Origin of the sequence: Pseudomonas sp. NIBRBAC000502773, from assembly GCF_006517195.1 — a bacterium.
Lineage (GTDB): Bacteria > Pseudomonadota > Gammaproteobacteria > Pseudomonadales > Pseudomonadaceae > Aquipseudomonas > Aquipseudomonas marginalis.
This window is the reverse complement of sequence record NZ_CP041189.1, coordinates 4700261-4725461: the sequence shown is the minus strand read 5'-3', so window position 1 is coordinate 4725461 and position 25201 is coordinate 4700261. Positions and strand designations below refer to the sequence as shown.

Genomic DNA, 25201 nt, shown 5'->3' with positions numbered 1-25201 from the left:
GATTACGCGACGTCCTTCCTCACTCGGAACCACGCAGCATACAGGGCCGGAAGGAACAATAGGGTCAACGCCGTCGCCACGATCAAGCCGCCCATGATCGCCACCGCCATCGGCCCGAAGAACACGCTGCGTGACAGCGGGATCATCGCCAGCACCGCCGCCAGGGCAGTCAGCACAATCGGGCGGAAACGCCGAACGGTAGCTTCGATAATTGCCTGCCACGGCGCCAGCCCGGCCTTGATGTCCTGCTCGATCTGGTCCACCAGGATCACCGAGTTGCGCATGATCATCCCCGACAACGCGATGGTCCCGAGCATGGCCACGAAGCCGAAGGGCTGGCGGAACACCAGCAGGAACAGCGTCACGCCAATCAGGCCCAACGGCGCGGTCAGAAACACCATCGCCGTGCGTGAAAAGCTGCGCAGTTGCAGCATCAGCAAGGTCAGCACCACCACGATAAACAACGGCACGCCGGCCTTCACCGAGTTCTGCCCGCGGGCGGAGTCTTCGACGGTACCACCGACTTCCAGCAGGTAGCCATCCGGCAGTTCGGCGCGCACACCCTCAAGGGTTGGCAGGATTTGCTGGACCAACGTTGCCGGTTGTTCCTTGCCGTAGATATCGGCGCGCACGGTCACCGTCGGCAAGCGGTTGCGGTGCCAGATAATGCCCTCTTCGAAACCGTATTCGAGGGTGGCGATCTGCGACAGGGCCACGCTTTTACCGTTGTCGGTCGGCACCGCCAGGCTGGGCAGCAGCGATAACTCGGTGCGCTCGTGGACGGTGCCGCGCAGGAGGATTTCGATCAACTCGTTGTCCTCCCGGTATTGACTGACGCTGGAACCGGTCAGTGAGCTTTGCAGGAATTTCGACAGGTTGGCGGTACTGACGCCGAGGGCGCGGGCGCGGTCCTGGTCGATATTGAGGTAGACGATCTTGCTCGGCTCTTCCCAGTCCAGGTGCACGTTGACGACGTGGGTATTTTCGCGAACCTTGGCCGCGACCTTCCGTGCAAGGGCGCGGACTTCCTCGATGTGTTCTCCGGTTACGCGAAACTGCACCGGATAGCCGACGGGAGGGCCGTTTTCCAGGCGGGTAACCCGCGAGCGCAGGTCGGGGAATTGTTCGTTGAGGGTTTCGATCAGCCAGGTGCGCAGGCTCTCGCGGCCCTCGATGGTCTTAGCCAACACCACGAACTGCGCAAAACTGGCCGCTGGCAGTTGCTGGTCCAGGGGCAGGTAGAAACGCGGCGAACCGGTGCCGACGTAGGCCACATAGTTATCAATGCCGGCGTGTTCCTTGAGCAAGGCTTCCAGGCGCTTGACCTGGTCGGCGGTATTGCTCAGGGAAGCGCCTTCAGCCAATTTCAGGTCGACCATCAGCTCCAGGCGGCCTGAGGCCGGGAAGAACTGTTGCGGCACAAAGCGAAACAACGCCACCGAGCCGATAAACAGTAGCAACGTCAGGACAATCACGGTTTTGCGCCGACGCACGCACCACTCCACCAAACGTCTTACACGTTGGTAGAACGGCGTGCCGTAGGGATCCGGGCCATCGATGCCGTGTTTGGCCGCGTGAATCTTCGCCAGGTCCGGCAGGAGTTTTTCCCCCAGGTACGGCACAAATACCACGGCGGCGATCCATGAGGCGAGCAACGCGATCGTCACCACCTGGAAGATCGAGCGTGTGTATTCACCTGTGCTCGACTGCGCGGTGGCAATCGGCAGGAAACCGGCCGCCGTGATCAGCGTACCGGTGAGCATCGGGAAGGCGGTGCTGGTCCAGGCAAAACTGGCCGCTTTGAGCCGGTCGTAGCCCTGCTCCATTTTGATTGCCATCATTTCCACGGCAATGATGGCGTCATCCACCAGCAAGCCGAGGGCCAGCACCAACGCACCGAGGGAAATCTTGTGCAGGCCGATACCGAGGTAATACATGGTGGCAAAGGTCATTGCCAGCACCAGCGGAATCGCCAGGGCTACGACCATGCCAGTGCGTATGCCGAGGGAGAAGAAACTCACCAGCAAGACAATTGCCAATGCCTCGGCCAACACCTGCACGAATTCGCCGACACCGGTTTTCACCGCTGCCGGTTGGTCTGACACCTTGCGCAGCTCCATGCCCGCCGGAAGGTTCTTTTGCAAACGTGCGAATTCGCCTTCGAGGGCCTTGCCCAGCACCAGGATATCGCCGCCATCACGCATGGCCACGGCCAGTCCGATAGCATCCGCCCCCATGTAACGCATGCGCGGTGCCGGTGGATCGTTGAAGCCACGGTGAATGTCGGCTACATCGCCAATCCGGAAGGTTCGATCAGCGACACGAATCGGAAAGTTGCGGATCTCTTCCACCGTCTTGAAGTTGCCCGACACGCGCAGTTGCACACGCTCGCTCGGGGTTTCAAAGAAGCCGGCAGTGGACACCGCGTTCTGCTCCTGCAACGCCTGCTGTACAGCGGCCAACGGCAGGCCAAGAGTGGCGAGCTTGAGGTTGGACAGCTCGATCCAGATCTTCTCATCCTGTAGGCCAAGTAACTCGACCTTGCCCACATCCGCCACCCGTTGCAGTTGAATCTGGATGCGGTCAGCGTAGTCCTTGAGCACGGCATAGTCGAAGCCGTCGCCGGTCAGGGCGTAGATATTGCCGAAGGTGGTACCGAACTCGTCGTTGAAAAACGGCCCCTGGATATCCGGCGGCAAGGTCTGCCGGATGTCGCTGATCTTCTTGCGCACCTGGTACCACAACTCAGGAATCTGCACAGAGTGCATGGAGTCGCGCGCAATGAAGGTGACGGTGGACTCACCCGGGCGAGAGAACGAGACAATGCGCTCGTATTCGCCGGTCTCCATCAGTTTTTTCTCGATACGCTCGGTGACCTGGCGCGAGACTTCCTGGGCCGTAGCGCCGGGCCAGTTGGTCTTGATCACCATGGCCTTGAAGGTAAACGGTGGATCTTCGCTTTGCCCCAGCTTGGTGTAGGACAAGGTGCCGACCACAGCCAGCAGGATCATCAGGAACAGTACGATCTGGCGGTTACGCAACGCCCATTCGGAAAGATTGAAAGCCATCGGGGACTACTCCTTGGCCGCCAGGTTCACTACACGGTTGGAGCCATCCACCGCGCGCACTTGCTGGCCCTCGTGGAGCACATGCACGCCTGCTGCGACCACCCAGTCGTTGGGGGTCAAGCCTTCCAGCACCGGTACGGTTTTTTCACCGAAGGCGCCAATGCGTACCGGTGTGCGCTTGAGGGTGTTGTCCGGCTGTACACGCCAGACGTAGGACGCACCGTTCTCCGCACTCAGGGCAGACAGCGGTACCGACAGCGGAACAACGCCGTCGGCCTGTATGAATACGCGAGCGCTTTGCCCCAGTTCCGCCGGGACTTTGCCGCCGGTGAAGGCAACGCGAGCGGCGAAGGTGCGCGATTTTGGATCAGCCGCAGGCGACAGTTCACGGATGCGCCCGGTAAAACGCTGGCCCGGCTGGCTCCACAACTCCACCGCGACCGGTTGACCGATCTTGAAGCGACCAAACCCTTGTTCGGGCAGGCTGATGAGCACTTCGCGCTCGCCATCGGTAGCCAGGGTGAACACGGTCTGGCCAGCGGAGACCACTTGGCCGACTTCCACCGCGCGCTTGGCTACGACGCCATCCTGGGGGGCGCGCAATACGGCGTAGCCGGCCTGGTTACTGGCCACGTCGAACTCGGCCTTGATCTGCTTGAGGCGCGCTTCGCCGGAACGGTAAAGGTTTTCGGAATTGTCGTACTGGGAACGGCTGACCATCTGGCGGTCCATCAGGGTCTTGTAGCGATCACGCTCAGCGCGTACCAGGCGCAGGTTGGCCTCGGCAGCGGCGACCTGGGCACGGGCGGCCTCCAGTTGCAGGCGCACATCCTGAGGGTCAAGTTCCGCCAGCGCCTGGTTGGTCTTGACCCGCTCGCCCTCCTCCACCAGACGCTTGCTGACTTTGCCACCGATCCGAAAGGCCAGGTCAGGCTCATAGCGAGCGCGTACTTCACCGGGGTAGCTGTCCGTCGACTGCGCCGAGGGTTGCGGCTGCACCACCATGGCCGGGCGGACGGTGGTCTGGACCGCTTCTTCATGGCCGCAGGCGGCCAACAGGAAGACCAGGCAGACAGGCAACGCAAAGGGCAGGACAGTGCTGCGCATGCTGAAGGACCTTTCGCAAATGGAGCTAGGAATAATTATACTGGCCGGTATGTTATTAATACCAAACTCGCCAGTCCAGTATTAAAGGTGAAAATGTCCGACAATCGTGTAAACACCAATAGCCCCGGGCGTCCCAAGGACATGGCAAAACGCCAGGCAATCCTCTCGGCAGCAAAAACCCTGTTCTTGAGCAATGGCTACGCCAGTACCAGCATGGATGCCGTGGCCCTTGAGGCCGGCGTGTCGAAGCTGACCGTCTACAGCCACTTCACCGACAAAGAAACCTTGTTCACCGCCGCCGTGGTGGCCAAGTGCGAGGAACAGTTGCCGGTGATGTACTTCGAACTGCCCGAAGGCATGCCGGTGGAAACGGTATTGTTGAATATCGCGCGGGGGTTCCATCGGCTGATCAACAGTGAAGAGTCGGTGAACCTGCATCGCCTGATGATGACCACCGGCAATCAGGACGTGAAACTCTCCCAAATCTTCTTTGAAGCCGGGCCCATGCGCATGCTCCAGGGCATGGAGCGCCTGCTCGGCAAGATCGATCAGAGCGGTGCGCTGAGCATCGACAGACCGTTTACGGCGGCCGAGCACTTCTTCTGCCTGCTCAAGGGCACCGCGAACTTCTGCCTGCTGTATGGCTGCGGCGGACAGTTGAGTGAGGAAGCCGCCGAAGCCCATGTGCAGGAGGTGGTGGGGTTGTTTATGCGGGCCTATAGGAGAGATGCAGCTGCAAGTGGTTAGCTGCAAGCAGCAAGTGAAAAGCGCTTTTGCTTGCAGCTTGTGGCTTAAGACTTGAGCGCTTTCTTGGGATAAATGTCATACCGACTGGACTTGCCATCCAGCGCATGGCTCGGCTTGGGCCCTTCGATGCAGGGGGCCTTGCGCGGGCGCTTGACCACCACGCGGTGGCTGGCCAGGGCCAGGGCGGCGGCCAGCAACGCCGGTGCGTCCGGATCATCGCCCACCAGCGGCCGGAACAGGCGCATTTCTTTCTTCACCAGGGCGGTTTTCTCACGGTGAGGGAACATCGGGTCGAGGTAGATCACCTGGGGCGGCTCCCCTTGCCAATTGAGCATCACGTCAATGGAGTTACCCTTGAGCAGCTTCATGCGCGCCACGATGGGCGCCACGTCGAAATCCTCCGCGCCGCGTGCCAGGCCATCTTCGAGCAGGGCGCCAATCAGCGGTTGGCGCTCGATCAGGCTCATCTCACAGCCCAGGCTGGCCAGCACGAACGCATCCTTGCCCAGACCGGCCGTGGCGTCCAGCACACGGGGACGTACGCCCTGGGCAATGCCCACGGCCTTGGCGATCATCTGTCCGCTGCCGCCACCATACAGCCGCCGGTGAGCCGCGCCGCCTTCGACGAAGTCCACCCGCACCGGCCCCGGCGCGTCGGGCCCCAGCTGTTGCAGTTGCAGGCCATGCTCGCCTACCTGCAGGGAAAAATCCGCATTCGCGAGCTGTAAAGGCAAGCCGAGCTGTTCAGCCCACTGCTCGGCCCGGGCCTGGAAACCTTCGCCCAAGGCCTCGACCTGGATGCGGCTGGCCGCTGGTTGTTCGCTCATCAATCGCTACGCTCAAAAATATTAAGGATCGGCAAACAACGGCCGATAAAAACAACAGTCAGGTATTTTGCCAGAGCTGAGCGTCGACCGAGAAAAATGTCAGACATTCTCCCCCTAACCATCGGTGTACTGCCGACCCATAACCACTACGGCCTGCGCAATACCCAAGCGCTGGCCGGGGTGAGTCATGTGTGGCAGGACTTCTTCGCCCGGGCGCTGGCCGAGCAGCTCGGTGAAACGCCGGACGTGCTCGCCGCCAAGGCGCCGGCACCGGCGGACCCAACGGTAGAGCCCAGCGCCGGTGCCGACCTGTTGTCGCAGATCCTCACGCAGCGCGAGTGCGACGTCAAAGACACCGAGATCGCCCCACCTGAGCCGCTGTTCCTGCCCATCGCCGAATTCGAAACCGAGTTGCTGCCACCGGCCGCCGAGCCGTTCCCACAGGATGAAATCGTCGCCCAGCAGCGCCAGCAGAATTTCGAAAGCGCTTGGGTTCGCCCCATCGTCCTGACTGCCGGCCAGCCATTGCCTGAGCCCGGCCCGGCGCCGGAACCACGCCCTCTGCACTTGCCGATTGCCGAGTTCGAACTGGACCTGTTGCCACCACCCGCCACGCCTTACCCAACCGAAGAACTGCTGGCGCAACAGAAGGCGCTGGACTTCGACTACCACTGGGCACGCCCACTGATCACCCACAACCTGCGCCTGGCGGCCTAGCGACACACCCACCAACGCCCCATGTCCAGATGGAAATGGTTGCGGTGCGCGGCGTTGTAGTCCGGGCTCAACACCACATTGAAGTCATCACAGGCGCCATCGCGCACCTGGCGCAGGAACCGCGCGCTGTCGCCCTCCCCGGACCAATCCTTGAGCACGCTGATACTGCGCCCATCCGCCAGGCGAAACCCGGCGATATCCAAGGCATTGGCCGACGCATGCTGGCTGAGCCGCCCTTCGGCACGGTTATACATGTTGCGACAGGCAAAGCTGCCCAGGTGATCGACCCGTGTCACCGCCTGACCGAACACCGCCTGGGCTGCCGGTTGCAGGCTGTGGCGCTCGAACAGCGCGAACGCCACGGCCAACGGGCAACTGGCGAGAAAGCTGCTGCTTAATACCACGTCCGCACCCTGCACGCGCAAGGTATTGCGCAGCGGACAGGCAGCGTCGGCGGGCGTGTCAGCCTGATGGCTAACCCGCAGACCCGCAGTTTTCAGCACTTGGTCGCACAGCACAGGGTCATCCTGCAGGCGCCCCAGCTTGTAGCGGGTCAACAGGTTAGGACTGGACCTCACGTCCAGCGGCGACCAGGGGTTCCATTCAGCCGGCAGCGGCAACCAGGCACGCCACACACCCACGGCAAATGCACCACTGAGCACCAGCAGTGCACCCAGCAGTTTGAAAAAACGCACGGCTCAGTCCTTGAAGAACTGATTGGCCTGGCTGAAGAGCATCGAGCGCTCGGTAAAGCTGAACGTGCCCAGCTCATAGACTTCCTGGGCCGCTCGGTAGAATTCACCATAGGCCGCCAGTGCCATGGCCGAGCCCACGCTGATGCGCTTTACCCCCATCGCGCTCAATTGCGCCACGCTGAGTTTGAGGCCGCCGGACATCAACACGTTCACCGGCTTTGGCGCCACGGCCTTGACCACCGCCAGCACGTCCTCGGCACTGCGCAGGCCCGGCGCATAGAGCACGTCGGCGCCGGCTTCGGCGTAGGCCTGCAAGCGGCGAATAGTGTCGGGCAGATCCAGGCGACCATGCAGGAGGTTTTCGGCGCGGGCCGTCAGCGTGAAGGGGAATGGCAAGCTGCGGGCAGCGGCGACGGCGGCTTCCACGCGCTCTACGGAAAGGTCGAAGGGATAGATCGGGTCGACGGCAACGCCGGTGGCATCTTCGATAGAGCCCCCCACGATACCGCTGGCCGCCGCCCGCAAGATGGTTTCGGCACACCCTTCGGGGGTATCGCTGAAGCCGTTTTCCAGGTCGGCCGCCACCGGCAGCGCGGTGGCCTTGGCAATCATGCTGGCATTGCGCAAGGTGTCTTCCAGGGACAACGCCCCTTCCGCGTCCGGGCGTCCCAGGCTGAACGCATAACCCGCGCTGGTCGTGGCCAGGGCTTCAAAGCCAAGGCTGGTGAGCATCACCGCAGAGCCGGCGTCCCACGGGTTTGGCATCACGAAGACGCGGTCGCGCTCATGCAGGGCCTTGAAGGTTTCGGCGCGAAGGGTTTGGGCATCCATGACTGACTCCTGGCGGAAAAAGGAGCCCTAGAGTAACCCCAGTTGCTCGGCTTCGGGTTCCCGATGCAAGGTCGGCAGCGCCGGCAGGCCGGGCAGGCGCGCCATGAGTTGCGTGTGAAAACGCAGGGCCAGTTGCGCGGCAAGACGATTATCCGAGGTGTGCAGGAACATGTAGGGTGTGCGGCCTTCTTCGATCCAACCCGCGATTTTTTCCACCCACGGCACCAGGAACGGGTCATTCGCCTCAAGCTCCGGATGACCGATAAAACGCACTTGGGGAAACCGGGTCAGCGCGGCCGGACGGGGCGGCACCTTGGGCTTTTTCGATTGTGCGTGCAGCACCGCCGCCGAGGTCGACGTGCAACTGAACAAGGCGCGCGGGTCGAGGCAGATGCGCTCGACACCACGATCACGCAACAAACGGTTGAGCATGCGCTCGGCATCGCCCTTGGCGAAGAACTCAGGGTGGCGCACTTCCACCGCCATCGGGCGTTCCAGACCATCGATAAAGCCGGCCAGTTCAGCCAGGCGTTGCGGCGAAAAACTCGCCGACAGCTGCAGCCACAGCGGCGAAACACGTTCACCGAGCGAGCTCATCAAACCGACAAAACTTTCCGCTGCCGGCAATTGCTCACGCAAGTCGCCACCGTGACTGATGTCACCGGGGAACTTGGCCGTGAAACGAAAATCGTCGGGCATGATCTCAGCCCAGCGCTGCACAGTAGCGGCCGAAGGGCGAGCGTAGAACGTGGTATTGCCTTCGACGGCGTTGAAGACCTGGGAATAAAGGGCAAGGTAATCGCCGGAGCGGGCGTCGGCTGGGTACAGGTACTCGCGCCAGGCGTTTTCACTCCAGGACGGGCAGCCGAGGTAGTAAGGCAGGCGCATCAGATGTGGATGTCGAGACCCAGCACTTCCATATCCCATTCGACAAATCCGGCGGTGGTCAGGTAGCTGGCCAGGGCGGTGGCAACGCTTTTGCTCATGGAACGCGGGAAGACCATGTCTTGCTGACGGGCGGGAACGCCGCTGATGCGGGCTTGTGAACTGGCCTGCGCATCGGATTGGACCTCGATGAAGTCCGGCGAATCCTCGACGGAGTCGTCCACCGTGGCGTTTGCCCTACGCGGCTTGCGCTTGATCGGGTACGACTGTGAGGAAAATCCATCTATACGCATAGGCGCGAACTCGCTATCAGTAATGGCATTTTAGTGGCGCAATCCGTAGCGCGCAAATGCTCTGGTGATAACTAGAACACATAATTTGAAAAAGGTTTAAAAACCCGGGGAAATTCTGACGATTGGCGACTTTTGCCTCAAATTGCCATCATTTTTGGCGTCAAATAATCCCTCTTTCCGCCTTGGTCTGCGCGACTTTATCGCGCAGGTAAACCGGTGCGGCCTGATCCGCAGGAATCGCCTCGCCACGTTCGAACGCAAAGCGTGCCAGGGTCAGCAGATCTTCGGCGTGAGGCAACAGGGTTGCGTCCTGCCCAGCCGGTTGAACACCGATACGCTCGCCATACCCCCAGCCGGTGCCAGCGCCGAACCAGTCACCGCTGGCATCGCCCGGCAATACCGCCGATTCCGGTGGCTGCACCGCTTCCACGCCGACAAGGCGCATTTCGCCAGCCGTTTCGCGGTAGCACCCCCAATACACTTCGTCCATACGCGCATCGATCGCGGCCGCCACCTGCTGGGCGCCGTGTTCGCGCAAGGCACGTTGGGCCAGTACGGCAAGGTTGGAGACCGGCAGCACCGGGCGCTCCAACGCAAAGGCCAGGCCCTGGACCACGCCAATGGCGATGCGCACCCCGGTGAACGCTCCCGGGCCACGGCCAAAGGCGATGGCATCCACGGCCGACAGGGTGGTGCCCGCGTCTTCAAGCAGCTGCTTGATCATCGGCAACAGCTTCTGCGCATGCAGGCGCGGGATCACCTCGTAGTGGCTTGTGACCTTGCCATCGTGCAGCAAGGCAACGGAGCAAGCTTCAGTCGCGGTGTCCAGGGCCAGCAGGGTGCTCATCGGTGTGGGTGTCCAAGTCAAAAAAAGTGCGCCAGTATAAACAACAACGGCCCGCAAGCGGGCCGTTGTCTATCAAGCCGATAAAGGATCAGCTCAGTGCTTGCAGGACCTTGGCGGTGATGGCTTCCACCGAGCCGACGCCAGGGATATGGCTGTACTTCGGCTTGCCCTGGGCTGCGGACAGCTTCTGGTAGAAATCCACCAGCGGCTTGGTCTGGGAATGGTAGACAGACAGGCGATGACGCACGGTTTCTTCAGTGTCGTCCTTGCGCTGCACCAGGTCTTCACCGGTGACATCGTCCTTGCCTTCAACTTTAGGCGGGTTGTAGACGGTGTGGTACACGCGGCCGGAGGCTTCGTGGACGCGACGACCGGCGATACGCTGGACGATTTCTTCATCTTCAACCGCGATTTCCACCACCGCGTCCAGCTCGACGCCGGCTTTCACCAGGGCTTCGGCCTGGGGAATGGTGCGTGGGAAACCATCGAACAGGAAGCCGTTCTTGCAGTCTTCCTGGCTGATGCGTTCCTTGACCAGGTTGATGATCAGGTCATCGGAGACCAGGCCACCGCTGTCCATCACGCTCTTGGCGATCAGGCCCAGCTCGGTGCCGGCCTTGACGGCAGCACGCAGCATGTCGCCAGTGGAGATTTGTGGAATGCCGAATTTTTCAGTGATGAACTTTGCCTGAGTACCTTTACCGGCCCCGGGAGCTCCCAGCAGAATGACGCGCATCGATGTGCTCCTCAATTTTTTATAGAGATGACGCTCGGATTCGCCGCGTGGGGCCAATCTCGTAAAAATAATATAGGGCTCATGAAACTATGGGCCCAGGCCGCCCAAACGGCCAAAGGCTGATCAAGATACACAGCGGGCCCTAACCACACAAGCCGCCAAAAGTCGCAGGAACCCGCGCCACGCGTACGTCATAGGTAGGGTGTGCTTGAGTGCAACCCGCGCTGTAAACGCCGACCACCCCTTTCGGGGCGGCCGTCGTGGTTTATCCGCAAGCCTTTGAGAACACGCAAAAAACCTCAGCCGGTGTTGCGCAGGCCGGCGGCAATACCGGCCACGGACACCAGCAACGCCTGTTCCAGAGGGCTGTCTTGCGCGGCTTCCTGGCGACGCGAGCGCGCCAGCAACTCGGCCTGCAACAGGTGCAAGGGATCGAGGTAGGTGTTGCGCAGGCGGATGAACTCCAGGGTGTCAGGGCTATGGGCCAGCAGTTGCGACTGGCCGGTCAGGCCAAGCACCACGTCGCATGCCTGCGACAATAGGTCGCGTAAGTGCGCCCCCAGTGGCAACAGGTCCGGCTGCACCAGGCGCTCGTCATACAGGCGTGCAATATCGGCATCGGCCTTGGCCAGGACCATTTCCAGCATATCGATGCGGGTGCGGAAGAACGGCCACTGTTCGCGCATCTGTCCCAGCAGTTCACCTTCGCCGCGCTCCAGGGCCTTGCTCAATGCGGCTTCCCAACCCAGCCAGGCCGGTAGCATCAGGCGAGTCTGGGTCCAACCGAAGATCCACGGAATGGCGCGCAGGCTTTCTATACCACCGGCGCGGCGCTTGGCCGGGCGACTGCCCAGAGGTAGCCGGCCTAGCTCCTGCTCCGGGGTGGACTGGCGAAAATACTCGACGAATTGCGGATTTTCCCGCACCACCGCGCGGTAAGCGCTGACGCCGTCGGCCGCCAATTCATCCATCAAATGGCGCCACGCCGGCTCCGGTGGCGGCGGTGGCAGCAACGTAGCTTCCAACACGGCGGCCAGGTAGAGATTGAGGTTCTGTTCGGCAATGTCCGGCAAGCCGAATTTGAAGCGAATCATCTCGCCTTGTTCGGTGGTACGGAAACGCCCCGCCACCGAACCCGGTGGCTGCGACAGGATCGCCGCGTGAGCCGGGCCGCCGCCACGCCCGACGGTGCCGCCGCGACCATGGAACAGCAGCAATTCCACCTGTTGCTCCCGGCAGATATCCACCAGCCGCTCCTGGGCCCGGTACTGCGCCCAGGCGGCGGCGGTGGTGCCGGCGTCCTTGGCCGAGTCGGAGTAGCCGATCATCACTTCCTGCGGGCCCTGCAAACGCGCCCGGTAGCCCGGCAGCAGCAACAGTTGTTCGATCACGGGACCGGCGTTATCCAGGTCGGCCAGGGTTTCGAACAGCGGCACCACGCGCATCGGCCGTTGAACGCCCGACTCTTTAAGCAGCAGTTGCACCGCCAATACGTCCGACGCGGCACCGGCCATGGAGATGACATACGAGCCTAACGAGGCGCCAGGCGCGGCGGCCACTTCCTTGCAGGTGTTGAGCACTTCGGCGGTATCGGCCGACGGCTTGAAATAGCCCGGCAACAGCGGTCGACGGTTGGCCAGCTCCTTCATCAGGAAGCTGATGCGCATGTCTTCGTTCCAGTCCTCGTAACGGCCCAGGCCCAGGTAATCGGTGATTTCGGTCATGGCCGCCGAATGACGACTGGAATCCTGGCGCACATCCAGGCGCACCAGGAACAGGCCAAAGGTGACCGCCCGGCGCAGGCAATCGAGCAGCGGGCCGTCGGCGATCACGCCCATGCCGCACGCGTGCAGCGACTGGTAGCACAGCTCCAGTGGCTCGAGCAGGTCGCGGTTGTTCTGCAACACCTCGGCAGGCGCCGGCGTGCTGCTGCTCAACGCGGTATGGGCCCATTGGCGCGTGGCGCGCAGGCGTTCGCGCAGTTGCTTGAGCAGGGCACGATAGGGTTCGACGCTGTCACCGACCTTGGCCTGCAACGCCGGGATGGCCTGTTGCATCGACAGTTCGGAGGCCAGGTGGTCGATATCGCGCAGGTACAGGTCTGCCGCCATCCAGCGCGCCAGCAGCAACACCTCGCGGGTGACCGGCGCGGTGACATTCGGGTTGCCGTCACGGTCGCCGCCCATCCACGACGCAAAGCGGATCGGCGCGGCTTCCAGCGGCAAACGCAGGCCCGTCGCCGCGTGTAACGCCTGGTCGGCCTTGCGCAGGTAATTGGGGATGGCGTGCCACAACGAATGCTCGATCACCGCGAAGCCCCACTTGGCTTCATCCACCGGGGTGGGTCGGGTGCGGCGGATTTCTTCGGTGTGCCAGGCTTCGGCGATCAAGCGCTGCAGGCGCTGGCGGATCTGCTCGCGCTCGGCAGTGGTGAGGTCGCGGTGATCCTGCAGCGCCAGTTGCGCGGCGATGGCGTCGTATTTCTGGATCAGGGTGCGGCGCGCCACTTCGGTGGGGTGGGCGGTGAGGACCAGTTCGATGTCCAGGCGTCCCAACTGGCGGGCCAGGGACTCATTGCTGTGGCCCTCGCCCTGCAGGCGCGCCAGTAACTCCGGCAATACGCGGGACTCGAACGGCGCCGGTTGCGACTCGTCGCGCCGGTGAATCAACTGGTACTGCTCGGCGATATTGGCCAGGTTGAGGAACTGGTTGAAGGCCCGCGCCACCGGCAGCAGTTCGTCTTCCTGCAACTGATTGAGGCTGGCGCTCAGTTCATCACCCGCGGCTTTGTCCGGGGCGGCTCCGCGGCGGTCGGCCTTGGCGCCTTTGCGGATCTGTTCGATCTTGGCGAGAAAATCATCGCCGTACTGCTCTCGAATGGTGTTGCCCAACAGCTCACCCAGCAGGTGAACATCCTCACGCAAGCGTGCATCGATATCACTCATCAGCCAATCTCCAGCCAGAAATCCGGGACGCGCAGGTGTGTCAGAGTGCCGCCGGCATCGTTTTATGACAAGACTTTAAACCTTGTGACTTGCAGCTAGTCTCAAGTGTGAGCCGCCGCGTTTATCCACGCGCACGGCTGGTCACTCATCACCGCCTGCCACCGCAGGCTTTATTGAGGTTGCCATGAAAATTCGAGAACTGGCCCAGCATTGGGAAGAGAACGCCAAGGGTCGCCTGACCAAGACCGAGTACGCCATCCATCTGGATGTGGAGGCGGCTGCACGGCTGGCAGCCATCGCCGAGATGTACCCCAAGCGCCACACCGAAGAACTGCTCGGCGAGCTGATCGGCGCAGCCCTTGAGGAGCTGGAAGCGAGCTTTCCCTACATCAAGGGACAACAGGTCATCGCCACCGATGAAGAGGGCGACCCGCTCTATGAGGACGTCGGGCCAACGCCTCGGTTCCTGACCTTGTCCCGTCGCTATCTGCATGATTTGTCTGCCAGTGCCGACGACCAAAAGCACTGACGGACTCGATTGACACCCATCAGAACCCCGTATTCCGGGCCTCTACCGAGGCTCTGAGTACCCCTGCACGGGGCAAAAGTTCCAATTTTCTACCCTGACCAATCAGTCAGATATTTTTTTAGGCAAATCGCCATCTCTTCTGAACTTTTGAAAAAAGCCTCCGGTCACAGCCAGTAAGCCATCACTTGGAACGGTCGTTTGAAAGGGCCCGTCGTGCTTTACCGCCGCGCCCCGGCCGTTCATCGACCGCGATGGATTTTGATGTTTTTAGGAGCTATCCAATGGAGTTGAAGACGATGAAGACCAGCACTGCCAAATCCACGTTTAACCACCTGCGCGGGCTTAAATTGGCCGCGCTGGCAATCGGCACCAGCTTCGTTTTGGCTGGCTGCGCCGGCAACCCGCCCACCGAGCAATACGCGGTGACTCAGTCCGCCGTCAACAGCGCAGTGAGCGCCGGCGGCACCGAGTACGCAGCAGTTGAAATGAAATCGGCCCAGGACAAGCTCAAGCAAGCCGAAATCGCCATGCACGACAAGAACTATGACGAGGCGCGTCGCCTGGCCGAACAGGCTGAATGGGATGCTCGCGTTGCAGAGCGCAAGTCCCAGGCCGCCAAGGCCGAACAGGCTGTGAAGGATTCCCAGAAAGCTGTTCAGGAGCTGCGTCAGGAAGGTATGCGCCCGGCTGCTATCCAGCAGAAATAAAGCGCCGCGCCTGATTGCACTGCACCCGATATCGAATTGAAAGGACGACACGACTATGCGTAAACAATTGATGATCCCTGCCCTGCTGGCAATGAGCGTTGCCCTGGCGGCCTGCTCTACCCCGCCCAACGCGAACCTGGAAAACGCACGGACCAACTTCTCGTCCCTGCAAACCAACCCGCAAGCCACCAAGCTTGCCGCGCTGGAAACCAAGGACGCCAGCGAATGGCTGGACAAGGCTGACAAGGCCTACCGCGACAAGGAAGACCAGAAGAAGGTCGATCAACTGGCCTACCTGACCAACCAGCGCGTTGAAGTGGCCAAAGACACCATCGCGCTGCGCGAGTCCGAAGCCAAGCTGAAAAACGCCGGCGACGAACGCGCCCGTGCCCTGCTTGAGGCCCGTGATGCGCAGATCAAACAGCTGCAGGACAGCCTGAATGCCAAGCAAACCGATCGCGGTACGCTGGTGACATTCGGCGACGTGCTGTTCGCTACCAACAAGTCCGACCTGAAATCCAGCGGCCTGGTGAACATCACCAAGCTGGCGCAGTTCCTGCGTGACAATCCGGATCGTAAGGTGATCGTCGAAGGCTACACCGACAGCACCGGTTCCGACTCGTACAACCAGAGCCTTTCGGAGCGCCGCGCGGCCTCGGTACAACGCGCACTGGCTCAGCAAGGCGTGGATATCTCGCGCATCGTGACCCAGGGTTATGGCAAGGAATATCCGGTTGCCGACAACGGCAGCGTCTCGGGCCGAGCCATGAACCGCCGCGTTGAAGTGACCATCTCCAACGACAACCAGCCGGTCAAGCCACGTTCGTCCATGGCGAACTGATTGATTGATGCTGGATAAAAAACCCACCTCACGGTGGGTTTTTTTTCGGGTCGCCGAACTGGATAGTGCGATGTGTATCCTCGGCGGGCAATTCGACCTTCGAGCCGTACGTATTTTGCGAGAGCTTATCCATCAGCTGCTCAAGCTCATGATTGCGAGCGTCTCGCCTTACCAGCGCCTCATGCCCCCTGATCATGTCCAGCATGTTGTCGATTGCAGCAATGCGTATCGCCACCTTTTCAGCCTCGATCTGTGTAAGCAACTCCGCCTTCTGTGGTTTTATGACGCGCTATGGTTCCAGATAATCCCGTCGCCAATGACTGCCGCAAGTGCCGATGTCCTCATCGACTATCGCCCCATGCCCGGTGAAAAAACCCGCCTATGACAGACGGGTTATCCACGGGTGGGCAATCAGGCGGAGGCGGAGACGGGGCCTGAGCTTTGGTAGTTTGGCGGCTGGATTTGCGGACCACTCTGTCCTTCACCTTTTTCGCCACCTTCGCCGCCTTGAGCGCCCTGCGGAGCAGTTGATTGCAGCAGTTGTGCAAGCTCCTTCTTCAGCCTCTCCAGCAACTTCTCCAAATCCTCGAGAGTGTCTCCTCCTCCGGCCCCACCGCTTCCTTGCCCGCCCTGGGAACCTTTTGCCTTCAATTCGTTAATTTTGTTTTCTGTGTCATTAATCTTCCCCCTGAGGTCTTGCTCGTTGCCTCCGCTGGCACCAAAGCTGTCCGCATTCATCTGAGGCCGTATTGCGCTGATACCGCTCATAAATATTAGCTCCACAATAAATTGGATAAGGACCGATCAGTCATACCGATCAGCCCATAGTCTGTGGCGGACAAATAGAGATGGTTCCGGCCTGCGAAGACTCGGACCTGCACCAAGGGACGAATCCTCAGATTGAGTGGCACTTTCCCACGAACTCGACGCGCTGGCTTACTGTTGCAGTTGCGGCGTTTCCTGCCCCATGCAACGCACCGCCTGCTTCTTATTATTGACCAACACCCCACTCAAGCCTTTCTGCTCAGTATCGAACATGACCAGCACGCCATCGACGCACTGCGCCACTTGAGCGGCCGGGGTCAGGGAGATCTTGTAGTCCTCGCCCGGCACGGTCTTGAGCATGGTGAAGTCGCTGAGCAGCAGCGCATCCTCAGGCTTGGCGAAGTGCAAATAGCCGTAGTACCACAGGCAGCCGACGGTGCCGATGATGGTGCCGATACCGGTGAGGATCAGCGGGATCATGTTGCGTTCTTCGCTCATTGCGGGCTCTCTGATGGATCAGCTTTAGGAATGGGGTAATTCGGAATCTCGCCCAGGCGGCGCAGGCCGTTGAAGTGCTGCGGGTCGTCCAGGTAGCGCAGCATCACGGTTTGCCAGGTCTTGTCGGCAAAGGTCTGCACATGGCCGCCGCGGGTCAACTGCAATACCCTTGGCGGCGGCGCGGCCTGATACAGGCGGATACCGTTGGCCACGGGCACGATCGGGTCATCCAGGCTGTGGAACAGCAATTTCGGCACGCCGGTCAGTTGCGGCATGGCGTTGATCGCGCTGTCGGCGTCGGGCACCAGCCAAGACAAGGGCACCTGCAAGGGCCATGTTAACCAGGAGGTGCTTAGGGCGAATTGTCCTACGTCACGATAACTGGCGGGCACGCCGTCCAGTATCAGGGCCTTGAGTTGGGACTGACGCTGCGGGTGTTCCGCCAGGTAATGCACCGCCAGCGCGCCGCCCAGGCTTTGGCCAAGCACAATCAGCGGCTGGCCCTGGGTTTCGGGCGCCCGGTCGAGCCAGTTGAACGCCGCGTCCACATCCTGATAAATCGCCGGCAGTGAGGGCTTGCCTTCCGACAGCCCGTAACCGCGATAGTCCAGCAGCAGTACCTGGTAGCCCTGCTCCGGCAACCACCAGCTGCCGCCCAGGTGCCAGGCCAGGTTACCGCCGTTGCCGTGCAGGTGCAGCACCGTACCTTTGACGGGTACTCCGGCCTTGGCCGGCAGCCACCACGCATGCAGCTTGACGCCGTCGGCCGTGGTGAGGGTGACATCGCGGTATTGCAAGTGCGCTTTTTCGGGCGTGAATGGCAGGCCGGGTTCGGGGTAGAACAGCAGGGAGCTGCAACCGTTCAATGTGAGTAGCAGGCACAGAATGCCGAGGATTCTCATCCGTTGAAGCCTCGTGAATAACAGCGTTTAAAGGATATTGGAGTAATCCGCCTCGATCCGGTCCAGGCTCAAGTGGTTGAGGAAGTTGGAGAAACACATCCACGCCGCCAGTGCGTTCATGTCGCGGAACTGTTCAGGCAGGTACTTGGGCGGCACCACCAGGCCTTCGTCCACCAGTTGGCGCAAGGTGCGCATGTCTTCCAGGGTGGTCTTGCCGCAGAACAGCAGCGGCACTTGCTCCAGCTTGCCTTTGCGCACGGCCAGCTGGATGTAGTTGTAGACCATGATAAAGCCCTTGAGGTAGGACAGATCCTTGGTAAACGGCAAGCCGTTCGGCACCGAGCCACGGAATACCCGGCTGGCGTTGCCATAGCTTTCGGCCATTTCAAAGCCTTGCTCGCGGAAGAACTCGAACACCTGTAGGAAGTCGGCCCCCTCTTCCACCATGTGAATGGCACGGGTGCGGTTGGTCAGCTTGCGCAAGCGGCTCGGGTAGGAGGCGAACGTAATGATCTCCATGAGGATCGCCAGGCCTTCCTGGGTCACGGTGGACGACGGCGGGCCCTTGGACAGGAAGGTGCAGATCGGCTGGTTCTGGCCGTTGAGCGTGGTACCGACATGCACCAGGCCTTCGTGGACTTCCAGCGCACGCACGTCGCGGTCGTTGAACATCGCGTCGGCGCGGATCTTGATGTAGTCGGCACCCGCTGCGGCATCGGCAACGATACCGTCGGACTCAAACACCCGGATGGTCTCTTCGGCTTCGCCAAATACCTTGTTCAGGCGGGTTTGCAGCAGGGCCACGGCGTCTTTGGCGGTCAGGGTCTTGGCTTCGTCCTTGAGGTCGCCACGGCCGTCGATATTGTTCAGGTAGTCGGAGAGCATCAGGCCCAGGTCAGCCAGGGTCGGGTCGCCGGCGTGGAAGGCATCGGAGGCGGCGCCGTACAGCTCCTGGGAAATCAGGCCGAAGTCCTCGGTGCCGCGGGCTTCGAGCATGCGCACCACCATGCGGTATTCGCGGCACATGCGACGCATGATCTGCCCCACCGGGCTGAACTGGCCGAGGCGGCGAGTGATGTCGCGTTCGATGTTCTGGAATTCCAGCTTTACCGCACTGGAGTCGAACGACAGCGGTCGGTTCAGGTAGTAGTCGCGATCCACGGCGGGCATGGCCTTGCCCTTGGCCTTGAGGAATCCCTGGCGAATGTTGTCGTCCCACTTCACGGCGTCGAGGACGCGAATCGGTGTTTGCGCCAGCACAATGCGATCGGACAAGCTGCGTATCGTCTGCTGGTAATCGTCCACCCGGTGCTTCCTCTCTAAACGTTATTTGCCCGCACGCTGGTAGCGCACGGCTTCAACGAACACATCGGCATTGGCCGGATCATCCAGGTAGGCAAACACCTGGCTCATGGAACTGTCGACCCGTACGCCGGCGCCTTCGACGGTCTCCACGTTGCTGCCCTGCAGCACCTGTTGCCCGATGGCCTGGTGAATCTGTTCGAGGTCGAGGTTATAGACCACCAATTCGTGCTTATCGTCGAACTCGAACCCCGCCAGGAAGTAATGCCCTCCGAACCGGGCCGGCAACGGTGCCGACAGGTACCAGCGGTTGCCATGACGCGAAACGGTAAACAGGTACTCATCGCGCTGGGCCGGCGTGGCTTTAGGGTAGCTCACCGCCTTGTAGCGGTGCTCACCGGCACGGCTGATGCGCAGATTGAGCGGTTCGCCCCAGGCATTCCTGCTGGTCCAATGGCCCAGCAACTCATCCGGCGCCGCCTCATGGGCGGGCAACGGGTCCTTGAACGTGACCAGGCAACCGCTGAGCAACAGGAACGACAAGGCGATTACCGCCACACGCCAGGTTTTCATTGGACTCCCCCGGTGTCAGACCGAGGCCAACACCAAATGCATGTAACGCTTGAGGATCTCAAGCATCTCTTCACCGGTCAGAGGCTCTGCGCCGCCCAGCAGGCCCTGATATTCCATCCGACTGATAATCGCCGTCAACACCTTGGCGTCCTGTTGCGGCTCGCGGGAGCCCAATACCTGGAAAAACTGCCCCGTGCCCTGCAACAGGATCTGCTGGTGGGACCGCACCAGCTCAGCCAGGCGCGGGTTGAGCAAGGCTTCCTGGCGGAAGGCCTGTTCGGCCATCAAATGTTCGCGGCGGTTGGTCAGTTGGCGCAGCACATAGTCGGCGGTCAGCCGCGCAATGTCATCGGCCAGTTGCGAGCGCGATTCCGGGCTGCCATCGCCATAGGCGACCATCTCACGCAGCAGGCCTTCGTTACGCACCCATAGCTTGCCCATGAAGGCCGCGCTGCGTTCAACATACTGGGCGAAGGTATCGGTGAGCAGGTCATCGATGTCCTTGAAGTAATAGGTAGTGGCTGACAACGGCACACCGGCCTCGGCCGCCACGGCCCGATGGCGCACGGCGCGCACGCCATCGCGCACCACGATGCGCATGGCTGCATCGAGAATGTCTTGCCTGCGTTGCTCGCTGCCCCGACGGCTGGCCTTACGGCCCTGGTACTGGACGCTTTCAGCCACGGCAGCGGCAATGCCGGCGGCGCCTTCTTGAGCGGTTACGCGGTTCACGACACACATCCTTGAATAGATCAAAACCTGGCGCTGTTTGCTTGACGCTTAAAAACGCCACATAAAAAAGCCGCCTTATAAAAGGCGGCTTCGGATTTCGCTACGCTTACGCTTGTGGCCGCATGTGCGGGAACAAGATCACATCGCGGATCGACGGCGAGTTGGTCAACAACATCACCAGGCGGTCGATGCCGATACCTTCACCGGCCGTTGGCGGCATGCCGTATTCCAGGGCACGTACGAAGTCGGCGTCGTAGTGCATGGCTTCGTCATCGCCGGCGTCCTTGTCGGCCACCTGGGCCATGAAGCGCTCGGCCTGGTCTTCCGCGTCGTTAAGCTCGGAGTAGGCGTTGGCGATTTCGCGACCGCCGATGAACAGCTCGAAACGGTCGGTGACGTTCGGGTTGTCGTCGTTGCGACGGGCCAGCGGCGACACTTCGAACGGGTACTGGGTAATGAAGTGCGGCTGTTCCAGCTTGTGCTCCACCAGCTCTTCGAAAATCATCACCTGCAGTTTGCCCAGGCCTTCGAAGCCCAGCACCTTGGCACCGGCTTTCTTGGCGATGGCGCGGGCCTTGTCGATGTCATTGAGGTCGTCGGCGGTCAGCTCAGGGTTGTACTTGAGGATCGAGTCGAATACCGAGAGACGCACGAACGGCTCGCCGAAGTGGAACACCTTGTCACCATACGGCACGTCGGTGCTGCCCAGGACCAGTTGCGCCAGCTCGCGGAACAGTTCTTCGGTCAGGTCCATGTTGTCTTCGTAGTCGGCGTAGGCCTGGTAGAACTCCAACATGGTGAATTCCGGGTTGTGCCGGGTCGAGACGCCTTCGTTACGGAAGTTGCGGTTGATCTCGAACACCTTCTCGAAGCCACCGACCACAAGACGCTTGAGGTACAACTCAGGCGCGATACGCAGGAACATTTCCATGTCCAGTGCGTTGTGGTGGGTTTCGAACGGCTTGGCTGCGGCGCCCCCCGGGATGGTCTGCAGCATCGGGGTTTCCACTTCCAGGAAGTCACGCTGCATCAGAAAGCTGCGGATATGCGCGATGACCTGCGAACGCACGCGGAAGGTCTGGCGCACGTCTTCGTTGACGATCAGGTCAACGTAGCGCTGACGGTAGCGTTGCTCGGTATCGGTCAGGCCGTGGTGCTTGTCCGGCAACGGGCGCAGGGACTTGGTCAGCAGGCGCACGCTGGTCATTTCCACGTACAGGTCGCCCTTGCCGGAACGGGCCAGGGTGCCTTCGGCGGCGATGATGTCGCCCATGTCCCAGGTTTTCACCGAGGCCAGGGTTTCTTCAGACAGGGTCTTGCGGTTGACGTAGACCTGGATACGCCCGGTCATGTCCTGGATCACCATGAACGAGCCACGGTTGAGCATGATGCGACCTGCCACCTTGACCGGGATCGCCGCTTCTGCCAGCTCTTCCTTGGTCTTGTCCGCGTACTGCTTCTGCAAGGCATCGCAGTAGTTGTCGCGACGGAAGTCGTTGGGGAAGGCATTGCCCTTGGCGCGCTCGGCAGCCAGCTTTTCCTTGCGCAGGGCGATCAGGGAGTTTTCTTCCTGTTGCAGGGCTTGCGGGTCGAGTTGTTGGTCGCTCATGTCTTTAAATTTTCCATCAGGTTCGTGGTCCCCGGCCTGCGGCCGGGGATCGCCGGCAAGGACTGGGCGTCCCCCCGGTTCCTACAAGGGGTTACAGGCCAGATTTCAGGCTGGCTTCCAGGTATTCGTCGATGTCACCGTCGAGCACCTTGTCGCAGTCGCTGCGTTCGATGTTAGTGCGCAGATCCTTGATCCGCGACGCATCGAGCACATAAGAGCGGATCTGGTGACCCCAGCCGATATCCGACTTGGTGTCTTCCAGGGCCTGGGAAGCGGCGTTGCGCTTCTGCATTTCCTGCTCGTACAACTTGGCCCGCAGCATTTTCATGGCGGTGTCCTTGTTCGCGTGCTGGGAACGTTCGTTCTGGCAGCTCACCACGGTGTTGGTCGGTACGTGAGTAATACGTACGGCCGAGTCGGTGGTGTTTACGTGCTGACCACCGGCACCGGAGGAGCGGTAGGTGTCGATACGCAGGTCAGCCGGGTTGATCTCGATTTCCACCTTGTCATCGATCTCGGGCGAGACGAACACCGCAGAGAACGAGGTGTGGCGACGGTTGCCGGAGTCGAACGGGCTCTTGCGCACCAGGCGGTGTACGCCGATCTCGGTACGCAGCCAGCCAAAGGCGTATTCACCCTTGATGTGCACGGTCGCGCCCTTGATGCCGGCGACTTCACCGGCCGACAGTTCCATGATGGTGGCGTCGAAACCGCGCTTGTCGGCCCAGCGCAGGTACATGCGCAGCAGGATGTTGGCCCAGTCCTGGGCTTCGGTGCCGCCGGAACCGGCCTGGATGTCCAGGTAGGCGTTGTTCGGGTCCATTTCGTGGCTGAACATGCGACGAAATTCAAGCTTGGCGAGGTTTTCCTCGAGACGGGCCAGCTCGGCGACGACATCGCCCACTGCGCCTTCGTCGTTTTCTTCGACGGCCATGTCCAGCAGGTCGCGGCAATCGGCCAGGCCGGTGTTCAGTTCGTCGAGGGTGTCGACGATCTGCGCCAGCGCAGCGCGCTCGCGTCCCAGTTCCTGGGCGTATTCAGGTTTGTTCCAGACACTCGGATCTTCAAGCTCGCGATTGACTTCGGTCAGACGCTCATGCTTTTGATCGTAGTCAAAGATACCCCCGAATAGTTTCGGAGCGCTCGGACAGGTCCTTGATGGTGTTAAGGATCGGGTTGATTTCCATGGCGGGCAGCACTCGTTGGCGAACTTTTGAAAGCCGGCGAGTATAACGGCAAACGGGGGGGAACGGCAGTCCGCTGGGCGAAAAGGCATGTTTCATGCCCATTGAGGTGACCTGTTAGTTTTCACAGGTTACACAATATTGAAAGGAGCGTTGAATTGCGATGAACCACCGATCTCGGTGATCTGCTATCAAACCGATTTGGAACGACGTCCATGAAAATCAGGCCCCACATCGCAATTGCCACCACATTCATCGCCGCCTGGATGCAAACCGTCATGGCGGAAGCCGAAAGCAACCCGGACAACCTCCCCTCCGGCCAGGTTTTTGTAGCGCCCGCACAAGCGCCAGCCGGGTCCCCTACGCCAACGCCCGAGCGGTCAACTACTTCGGTCGAAGTCGTGAATGCCAGTGAAAGGCCGGTTACCCTGATCCAGACAAAGTTGAAACCGCAAACACTGCCCTCCAAACAAAAGAGTTCCGATCTCAACTCCGATAAAGACCCAACTAAGAAGTTAAGCCTGGACCTCGCCGAGGGAGCTATCACCGTGACTCCCACCGAGAAAGATGGGGCCATCAGGTTTGTCACGCTGACCAAGTCAATCGGTCCGTGTACAGGCGTGGAGTACTGCCTGATTGTCCAATAGTGGAGTGGCCAGCCTTACCGATCGGGCAATGCATGAGCCACAAGCCCCTGCATAACGGATGGGATCGAACCATTTATTGTCCATCGAGGCGAACGTTTGCAGGCGCTTGCTCGGTATCTCATCGCCCCCCGAAGTAACTGTTAGGGCCACACTGGATCTGCGGTGTTTCTCACTCGATCCCCACCTGATTACGTCCGTTATGCTTGGCCGTATACAAACCCTTGTCCGCTGCCATGATCAACTGGCGGCAATCGGTACCCTGTACCGGCGTCATGGTCGACAGCCCGATGCTGATGGTCAGGCTGGAACCTTCGGCCGGGGCGATATGCGGGATTTTCAGTGCGGCGACGGCCATGCGCAGCTTTTCCGCCACCAGGCGTGCCCCACCCGGCGAGGTGTTCGGCAACACCAGGGCAAACTCTTCGCCGCCATAGCGCGCAGGCAGGTCCGAGGGGCGGCTGCTGGCTTCGCGGATGGTGTTGGCCACTTTGCGCAGGGCTTCGTCACCCTCGACGTGGCCGAAGCTGTCGTTGTAGGTCTTGAAGAAATCCACGTCGATCATCAGCAATGACAACTGGGTCTGGTCACGCATGGCGCGGCGCCATTCCAGCTCCAGGTATTCGTCGAAGTGGCGACGGTTGGACAGCCCGGTCAGGCCATCGGAGTTCATCAGCCGTTGCAGCACCAGGTTGGTGTCCAGCAGCTGTTGCTGGCTGACCCGCAGCGCACGGTAGGCGGCATCGCGTTGCAAAAGGGTCATGTAGGAGCGCGAGTGATAGCGGATGCGCGCCACCAGTTCGATATTGTCCGGCAACTTGACCAGGTAGTCATTGGCCCCCGCCGAGAACGCCGCGCTCTTGATCAGCGGGTCTTCCTTGGTGGAAAGCACGATGATCGGGATGTTCTGCGTGGCCGGGTGGTTGCGGTATTCGCGCACCAGGGTCAGGCCGTCGAGGCCGGGCATCACCAGGTCCTGCAGGATCACCGTGGGTTTGATGCGGATGGCCTGGGCAATCGCCTGGTGCGGGTCGGCACAGAAGTGGAAGTCGATGTTTTCTTCGTGGGCCAGGCCACGCCGTACGGCTTCGCCGATCATGGCCTGGTCGTCGACCAGCAACACCATGGCGGCGTTTTCGTCGGTCTTGATGTCGTCGATCTGTAAATCATTCATGTGCAGTCACCTGAATTACTACCTGCAAGCCAGCCGCGGGAGG

The 25201-nt window shown here is 61.0% G+C and carries 26 protein-coding genes; 7 read left to right on the top strand and 19 right to left on the bottom strand.

Annotation, left to right across the window (positions count from 1 at the left end; translation table 11 throughout):
• Window positions 1-2: 2 nt before the first annotated feature.
• Both NIBR502773_RS21785 and NIBR502773_RS21780 read right to left on the bottom strand, forming a co-directional pair.
• Window positions 3-3068 (bottom strand): efflux RND transporter permease subunit, encoded by a 3066-nt coding sequence (locus NIBR502773_RS21785; RefSeq protein ID WP_141156909.1) that lies wholly within the window; start codon window positions 3066-3068, stop codon window positions 3-5.
• A gap of 6 nt (window positions 3069-3074) precedes the next feature.
• Entirely contained in the window at window positions 3075-4175 is a 1101-nt protein-coding gene (locus tag NIBR502773_RS21780; RefSeq protein WP_141156908.1) for an efflux RND transporter periplasmic adaptor subunit, read from the bottom strand.
• Between the two features lie 93 nt (window positions 4176-4268).
• Here NIBR502773_RS21780 and NIBR502773_RS21775 point away from each other — a divergent pair, with 93 nt between their 5' ends.
• Window positions 4269-4922: a TetR/AcrR family transcriptional regulator gene (locus NIBR502773_RS21775; protein ID WP_141156907.1), complete on the top strand. Its 654-nt coding sequence runs from the start codon at window positions 4269-4271 to the stop codon at window positions 4920-4922.
• A gap of 44 nt (window positions 4923-4966) precedes the next feature.
• On the opposite strand, the gene NIBR502773_RS21770 is transcribed toward NIBR502773_RS21775, so the two are convergent.
• The gene (locus NIBR502773_RS21770) at window positions 4967-5749 is read right to left on the bottom strand and encodes a class I SAM-dependent methyltransferase (protein WP_141156906.1); all 783 of its coding nucleotides are present in this window, start codon (window positions 5747-5749) and stop codon (window positions 4967-4969) included.
• Window positions 5750-5845: 96 nt separating this feature from the next.
• Here NIBR502773_RS21770 and NIBR502773_RS21765 point away from each other — a divergent pair, with 96 nt between their 5' ends.
• Window positions 5846-6466: an energy transducer TonB gene (locus NIBR502773_RS21765; protein WP_141156905.1), complete on the top strand. Its 621-nt coding sequence runs from the start codon at window positions 5846-5848 to the stop codon at window positions 6464-6466.
• Here NIBR502773_RS21765 and NIBR502773_RS21760 read toward each other — a convergent pair.
• From NIBR502773_RS21760 to ppc, 7 genes are all read right to left on the bottom strand, one after another.
• Window positions 6463-7161 carry an extensin family protein gene (locus NIBR502773_RS21760; protein WP_141156904.1) on the bottom strand — a complete coding sequence of 233 codons (699 nt, stop codon included), beginning with the start codon at window positions 7159-7161 and terminating at the stop codon, window positions 6463-6465. The two genes, NIBR502773_RS21765 and NIBR502773_RS21760, sit on opposite strands and share 4 nt — an antisense overlap.
• Window positions 7162-7164: 3 nt before the next feature.
• A complete protein-coding gene (locus NIBR502773_RS21755) occupies window positions 7165-7992 on the bottom strand; it encodes an isocitrate lyase/phosphoenolpyruvate mutase family protein (RefSeq protein WP_141156903.1) in 828 nt (275 codons plus the stop codon).
• 27 nt (window positions 7993-8019) lie between these two features.
• Window positions 8020-8880, bottom strand: a complete 861-nt coding sequence (locus tag NIBR502773_RS21750) for a DUF72 domain-containing protein (RefSeq protein ID WP_141156902.1) — start codon at window positions 8878-8880, stop codon at window positions 8020-8022.
• Window positions 8880-9170 carry a hypothetical protein gene (locus tag NIBR502773_RS21745; protein ID WP_027604506.1) on the bottom strand — a complete coding sequence of 97 codons (291 nt, stop codon included), beginning with the start codon at window positions 9168-9170 and terminating at the stop codon, window positions 8880-8882. The genes NIBR502773_RS21750 and NIBR502773_RS21745 overlap by 1 nt, the downstream gene beginning before the upstream one ends.
• 160 nt (window positions 9171-9330) lie before the next feature.
• On the bottom strand, window positions 9331-10017 hold the full coding sequence (tsaB, locus tag NIBR502773_RS21740) for a tRNA (adenosine(37)-N6)-threonylcarbamoyltransferase complex dimerization subunit type 1 TsaB (RefSeq protein ID WP_137211483.1): 687 nt from the start codon (window positions 10015-10017) through the stop codon (window positions 9331-9333).
• A gap of 88 nt (window positions 10018-10105) precedes the next feature.
• Window positions 10106-10753, bottom strand: a complete 648-nt coding sequence (adk, locus tag NIBR502773_RS21735; RefSeq protein ID WP_010212617.1) for an adenylate kinase — start codon at window positions 10751-10753, stop codon at window positions 10106-10108.
• 299 nt (window positions 10754-11052) lie between these two features.
• On the bottom strand, window positions 11053-13698 hold the full coding sequence (gene ppc, locus NIBR502773_RS21730; RefSeq protein WP_141156901.1) for a phosphoenolpyruvate carboxylase: 2646 nt from the start codon (window positions 13696-13698) through the stop codon (window positions 11053-11055).
• Between the two features lie 184 nt (window positions 13699-13882).
• Here ppc and NIBR502773_RS21725 point away from each other — a divergent pair, with 184 nt between their 5' ends.
• The 4 genes from NIBR502773_RS21725 to NIBR502773_RS30645 all read left to right on the top strand — a co-directional run bounded on the left by NIBR502773_RS21725 (window position 13883) and on the right by NIBR502773_RS30645 (window position 16160).
• Window positions 13883-14227 carry a hypothetical protein gene (locus NIBR502773_RS21725; RefSeq protein ID WP_027604509.1) on the top strand — a complete coding sequence of 115 codons (345 nt, stop codon included), beginning with the start codon at window positions 13883-13885 and terminating at the stop codon, window positions 14225-14227.
• Window positions 14228-14523: 296 nt separating this feature from the next.
• Window positions 14524-14934 carry a DUF4398 domain-containing protein gene (locus NIBR502773_RS21720; protein ID WP_169899499.1) on the top strand — a complete coding sequence of 137 codons (411 nt, stop codon included), beginning with the start codon at window positions 14524-14526 and terminating at the stop codon, window positions 14932-14934.
• Between the two features lie 55 nt (window positions 14935-14989).
• Complete coding sequence (locus NIBR502773_RS21715) at window positions 14990-15775, top strand: OmpA family protein (protein ID WP_065938744.1); 786 nt, start codon at window positions 14990-14992, stop codon at window positions 15773-15775.
• A 7-nt stretch (window positions 15776-15782) separates the two neighbouring features.
• Complete coding sequence (locus NIBR502773_RS30645; RefSeq protein ID WP_065938743.1) at window positions 15783-16160, top strand: hypothetical protein; 378 nt, start codon at window positions 15783-15785, stop codon at window positions 16158-16160.
• A gap of 26 nt (window positions 16161-16186) precedes the next feature.
• On the opposite strand, the gene NIBR502773_RS21705 is transcribed toward NIBR502773_RS30645, so the two are convergent.
• From NIBR502773_RS21705 to prfB, 8 genes are all read right to left on the bottom strand, one after another.
• Complete coding sequence (locus NIBR502773_RS21705) at window positions 16187-16543, bottom strand: hypothetical protein (RefSeq protein WP_141156900.1); 357 nt, start codon at window positions 16541-16543, stop codon at window positions 16187-16189.
• A gap of 168 nt (window positions 16544-16711) precedes the next feature.
• Window positions 16712-17038, bottom strand: a complete 327-nt coding sequence (locus NIBR502773_RS21700) for a hypothetical protein (protein ID WP_003172217.1) — start codon at window positions 17036-17038, stop codon at window positions 16712-16714.
• Entirely contained in the window at window positions 17035-17940 is a 906-nt protein-coding gene (locus tag NIBR502773_RS21695; RefSeq protein ID WP_141156899.1) for an alpha/beta hydrolase, read from the bottom strand. Before NIBR502773_RS21695 ends, NIBR502773_RS21700 begins: the two co-directional genes overlap by 4 nt.
• A 27-nt stretch (window positions 17941-17967) precedes the next feature.
• The gene (locus NIBR502773_RS21690; RefSeq protein WP_027604513.1) at window positions 17968-19245 is read right to left on the bottom strand and encodes a flavohemoglobin expression-modulating QEGLA motif protein; all 1278 of its coding nucleotides are present in this window, start codon (window positions 19243-19245) and stop codon (window positions 17968-17970) included.
• A gap of 21 nt (window positions 19246-19266) precedes the next feature.
• Window positions 19267-19815, bottom strand: a complete 549-nt coding sequence (locus tag NIBR502773_RS21685; protein ID WP_115485736.1) for a hypothetical protein — start codon at window positions 19813-19815, stop codon at window positions 19267-19269.
• 15 nt (window positions 19816-19830) lie between these two features.
• Window positions 19831-20547, bottom strand: coding sequence for a TetR/AcrR family transcriptional regulator (locus tag NIBR502773_RS21680; protein ID WP_027604515.1), 717 nt, complete (start codon window positions 20545-20547; stop codon window positions 19831-19833).
• A 106-nt stretch (window positions 20548-20653) separates the two neighbouring features.
• The gene (gene lysS / locus NIBR502773_RS21675; protein WP_046071251.1) at window positions 20654-22156 is read right to left on the bottom strand and encodes a lysine--tRNA ligase; all 1503 of its coding nucleotides are present in this window, start codon (window positions 22154-22156) and stop codon (window positions 20654-20656) included.
• A 91-nt stretch (window positions 22157-22247) separates the two neighbouring features.
• Window positions 22248-23343, bottom strand: a protein-coding gene (gene prfB / locus NIBR502773_RS21670; protein ID WP_098465888.1) for a peptide chain release factor 2 whose coding sequence is annotated in 2 segments (ribosomal slippage) — window positions 22248-23270 and window positions 23272-23343 — 1095 coding nt in all. Because the reading frame shifts where the segments join, the coding sequence is not laid out codon by codon here.
• A 212-nt stretch (window positions 23344-23555) separates the two neighbouring features.
• Here prfB and NIBR502773_RS21665 point away from each other — a divergent pair.
• A complete protein-coding gene (locus NIBR502773_RS21665; protein ID WP_141156898.1) occupies window positions 23556-23987 on the top strand; it encodes a hypothetical protein in 432 nt (143 codons plus the stop codon).
• Window positions 23988-24156: 169 nt separating this feature from the next.
• Here the strand turns inward: NIBR502773_RS21665 and NIBR502773_RS21660 are convergent, their stop codons facing one another.
• Complete coding sequence (locus NIBR502773_RS21660; RefSeq protein ID WP_141156897.1) at window positions 24157-25158, bottom strand: PleD family two-component system response regulator; 1002 nt, start codon at window positions 25156-25158, stop codon at window positions 24157-24159.
• Window positions 25159-25201 lie beyond the last annotated feature (43 nt).

Coding starts and splice junctions, on each gene's coding strand:
- NIBR502773_RS21785 (WP_141156909.1), bottom strand. CDS start 3,068: ATGGCTTTCAATCTTTCCGAATGGGCGTTGCGTAACCGCCAGATCGTA.
- NIBR502773_RS21780 (WP_141156908.1), bottom strand. CDS start 4,175: ATGCGCAGCACTGTCCTGCCCTTTGCGTTGCCTGTCTGCCTGGTCTTC.
- NIBR502773_RS21775 (WP_141156907.1), top strand. CDS start 4,269: ATGTCCGACAATCGTGTAAACACCAATAGCCCCGGGCGTCCCAAGGAC.
- NIBR502773_RS21770 (WP_141156906.1), bottom strand. CDS start 5,749: ATGAGCGAACAACCAGCGGCCAGCCGCATCCAGGTCGAGGCCTTGGGC.
- NIBR502773_RS21765 (WP_141156905.1), top strand. CDS start 5,846: ATGTCAGACATTCTCCCCCTAACCATCGGTGTACTGCCGACCCATAAC.
- NIBR502773_RS21755 (WP_141156903.1), bottom strand. CDS start 7,992: ATGGATGCCCAAACCCTTCGCGCCGAAACCTTCAAGGCCCTGCATGAG.
- NIBR502773_RS21750 (WP_141156902.1), bottom strand. CDS start 8,880: ATGCGCCTGCCTTACTACCTCGGCTGCCCGTCCTGGAGTGAAAACGCC.
- NIBR502773_RS21745 (WP_027604506.1), bottom strand. CDS start 9,170: ATGCGTATAGATGGATTTTCCTCACAGTCGTACCCGATCAAGCGCAAG.
- tsaB (WP_137211483.1), bottom strand. CDS start 10,017: ATGAGCACCCTGCTGGCCCTGGACACCGCGACTGAAGCTTGCTCCGTT.
- adk (WP_010212617.1), bottom strand. CDS start 10,753: ATGCGCGTCATTCTGCTGGGAGCTCCCGGGGCCGGTAAAGGTACTCAG.
- ppc (WP_141156901.1), bottom strand. CDS start 13,698: ATGAGTGATATCGATGCACGCTTGCGTGAGGATGTTCACCTGCTGGGT.
- NIBR502773_RS21725 (WP_027604509.1), top strand. CDS start 13,883: ATGAAAATTCGAGAACTGGCCCAGCATTGGGAAGAGAACGCCAAGGGT.
- NIBR502773_RS21720 (WP_169899499.1), top strand. CDS start 14,524: ATGAAGACCAGCACTGCCAAATCCACGTTTAACCACCTGCGCGGGCTT.
- NIBR502773_RS21715 (WP_065938744.1), top strand. CDS start 14,990: ATGCGTAAACAATTGATGATCCCTGCCCTGCTGGCAATGAGCGTTGCC.
- NIBR502773_RS30645 (WP_065938743.1), top strand. CDS start 15,783: ATGCTGGATAAAAAACCCACCTCACGGTGGGTTTTTTTTCGGGTCGCC.
- NIBR502773_RS21705 (WP_141156900.1), bottom strand. CDS start 16,543: ATGAGCGGTATCAGCGCAATACGGCCTCAGATGAATGCGGACAGCTTT.
- NIBR502773_RS21700 (WP_003172217.1), bottom strand. CDS start 17,038: ATGAGCGAAGAACGCAACATGATCCCGCTGATCCTCACCGGTATCGGC.
- NIBR502773_RS21695 (WP_141156899.1), bottom strand. CDS start 17,940: ATGAGAATCCTCGGCATTCTGTGCCTGCTACTCACATTGAACGGTTGC.
- NIBR502773_RS21685 (WP_115485736.1), bottom strand. CDS start 19,815: ATGAAAACCTGGCGTGTGGCGGTAATCGCCTTGTCGTTCCTGTTGCTC.
- lysS (WP_046071251.1), bottom strand. CDS start 22,156: ATGAGCGACCAACAACTCGACCCGCAAGCCCTGCAACAGGAAGAAAAC.
- NIBR502773_RS21665 (WP_141156898.1), top strand. CDS start 23,556: ATGAAAATCAGGCCCCACATCGCAATTGCCACCACATTCATCGCCGCC.
- NIBR502773_RS21660 (WP_141156897.1), bottom strand. CDS start 25,158: ATGAATGATTTACAGATCGACGACATCAAGACCGACGAAAACGCCGCC.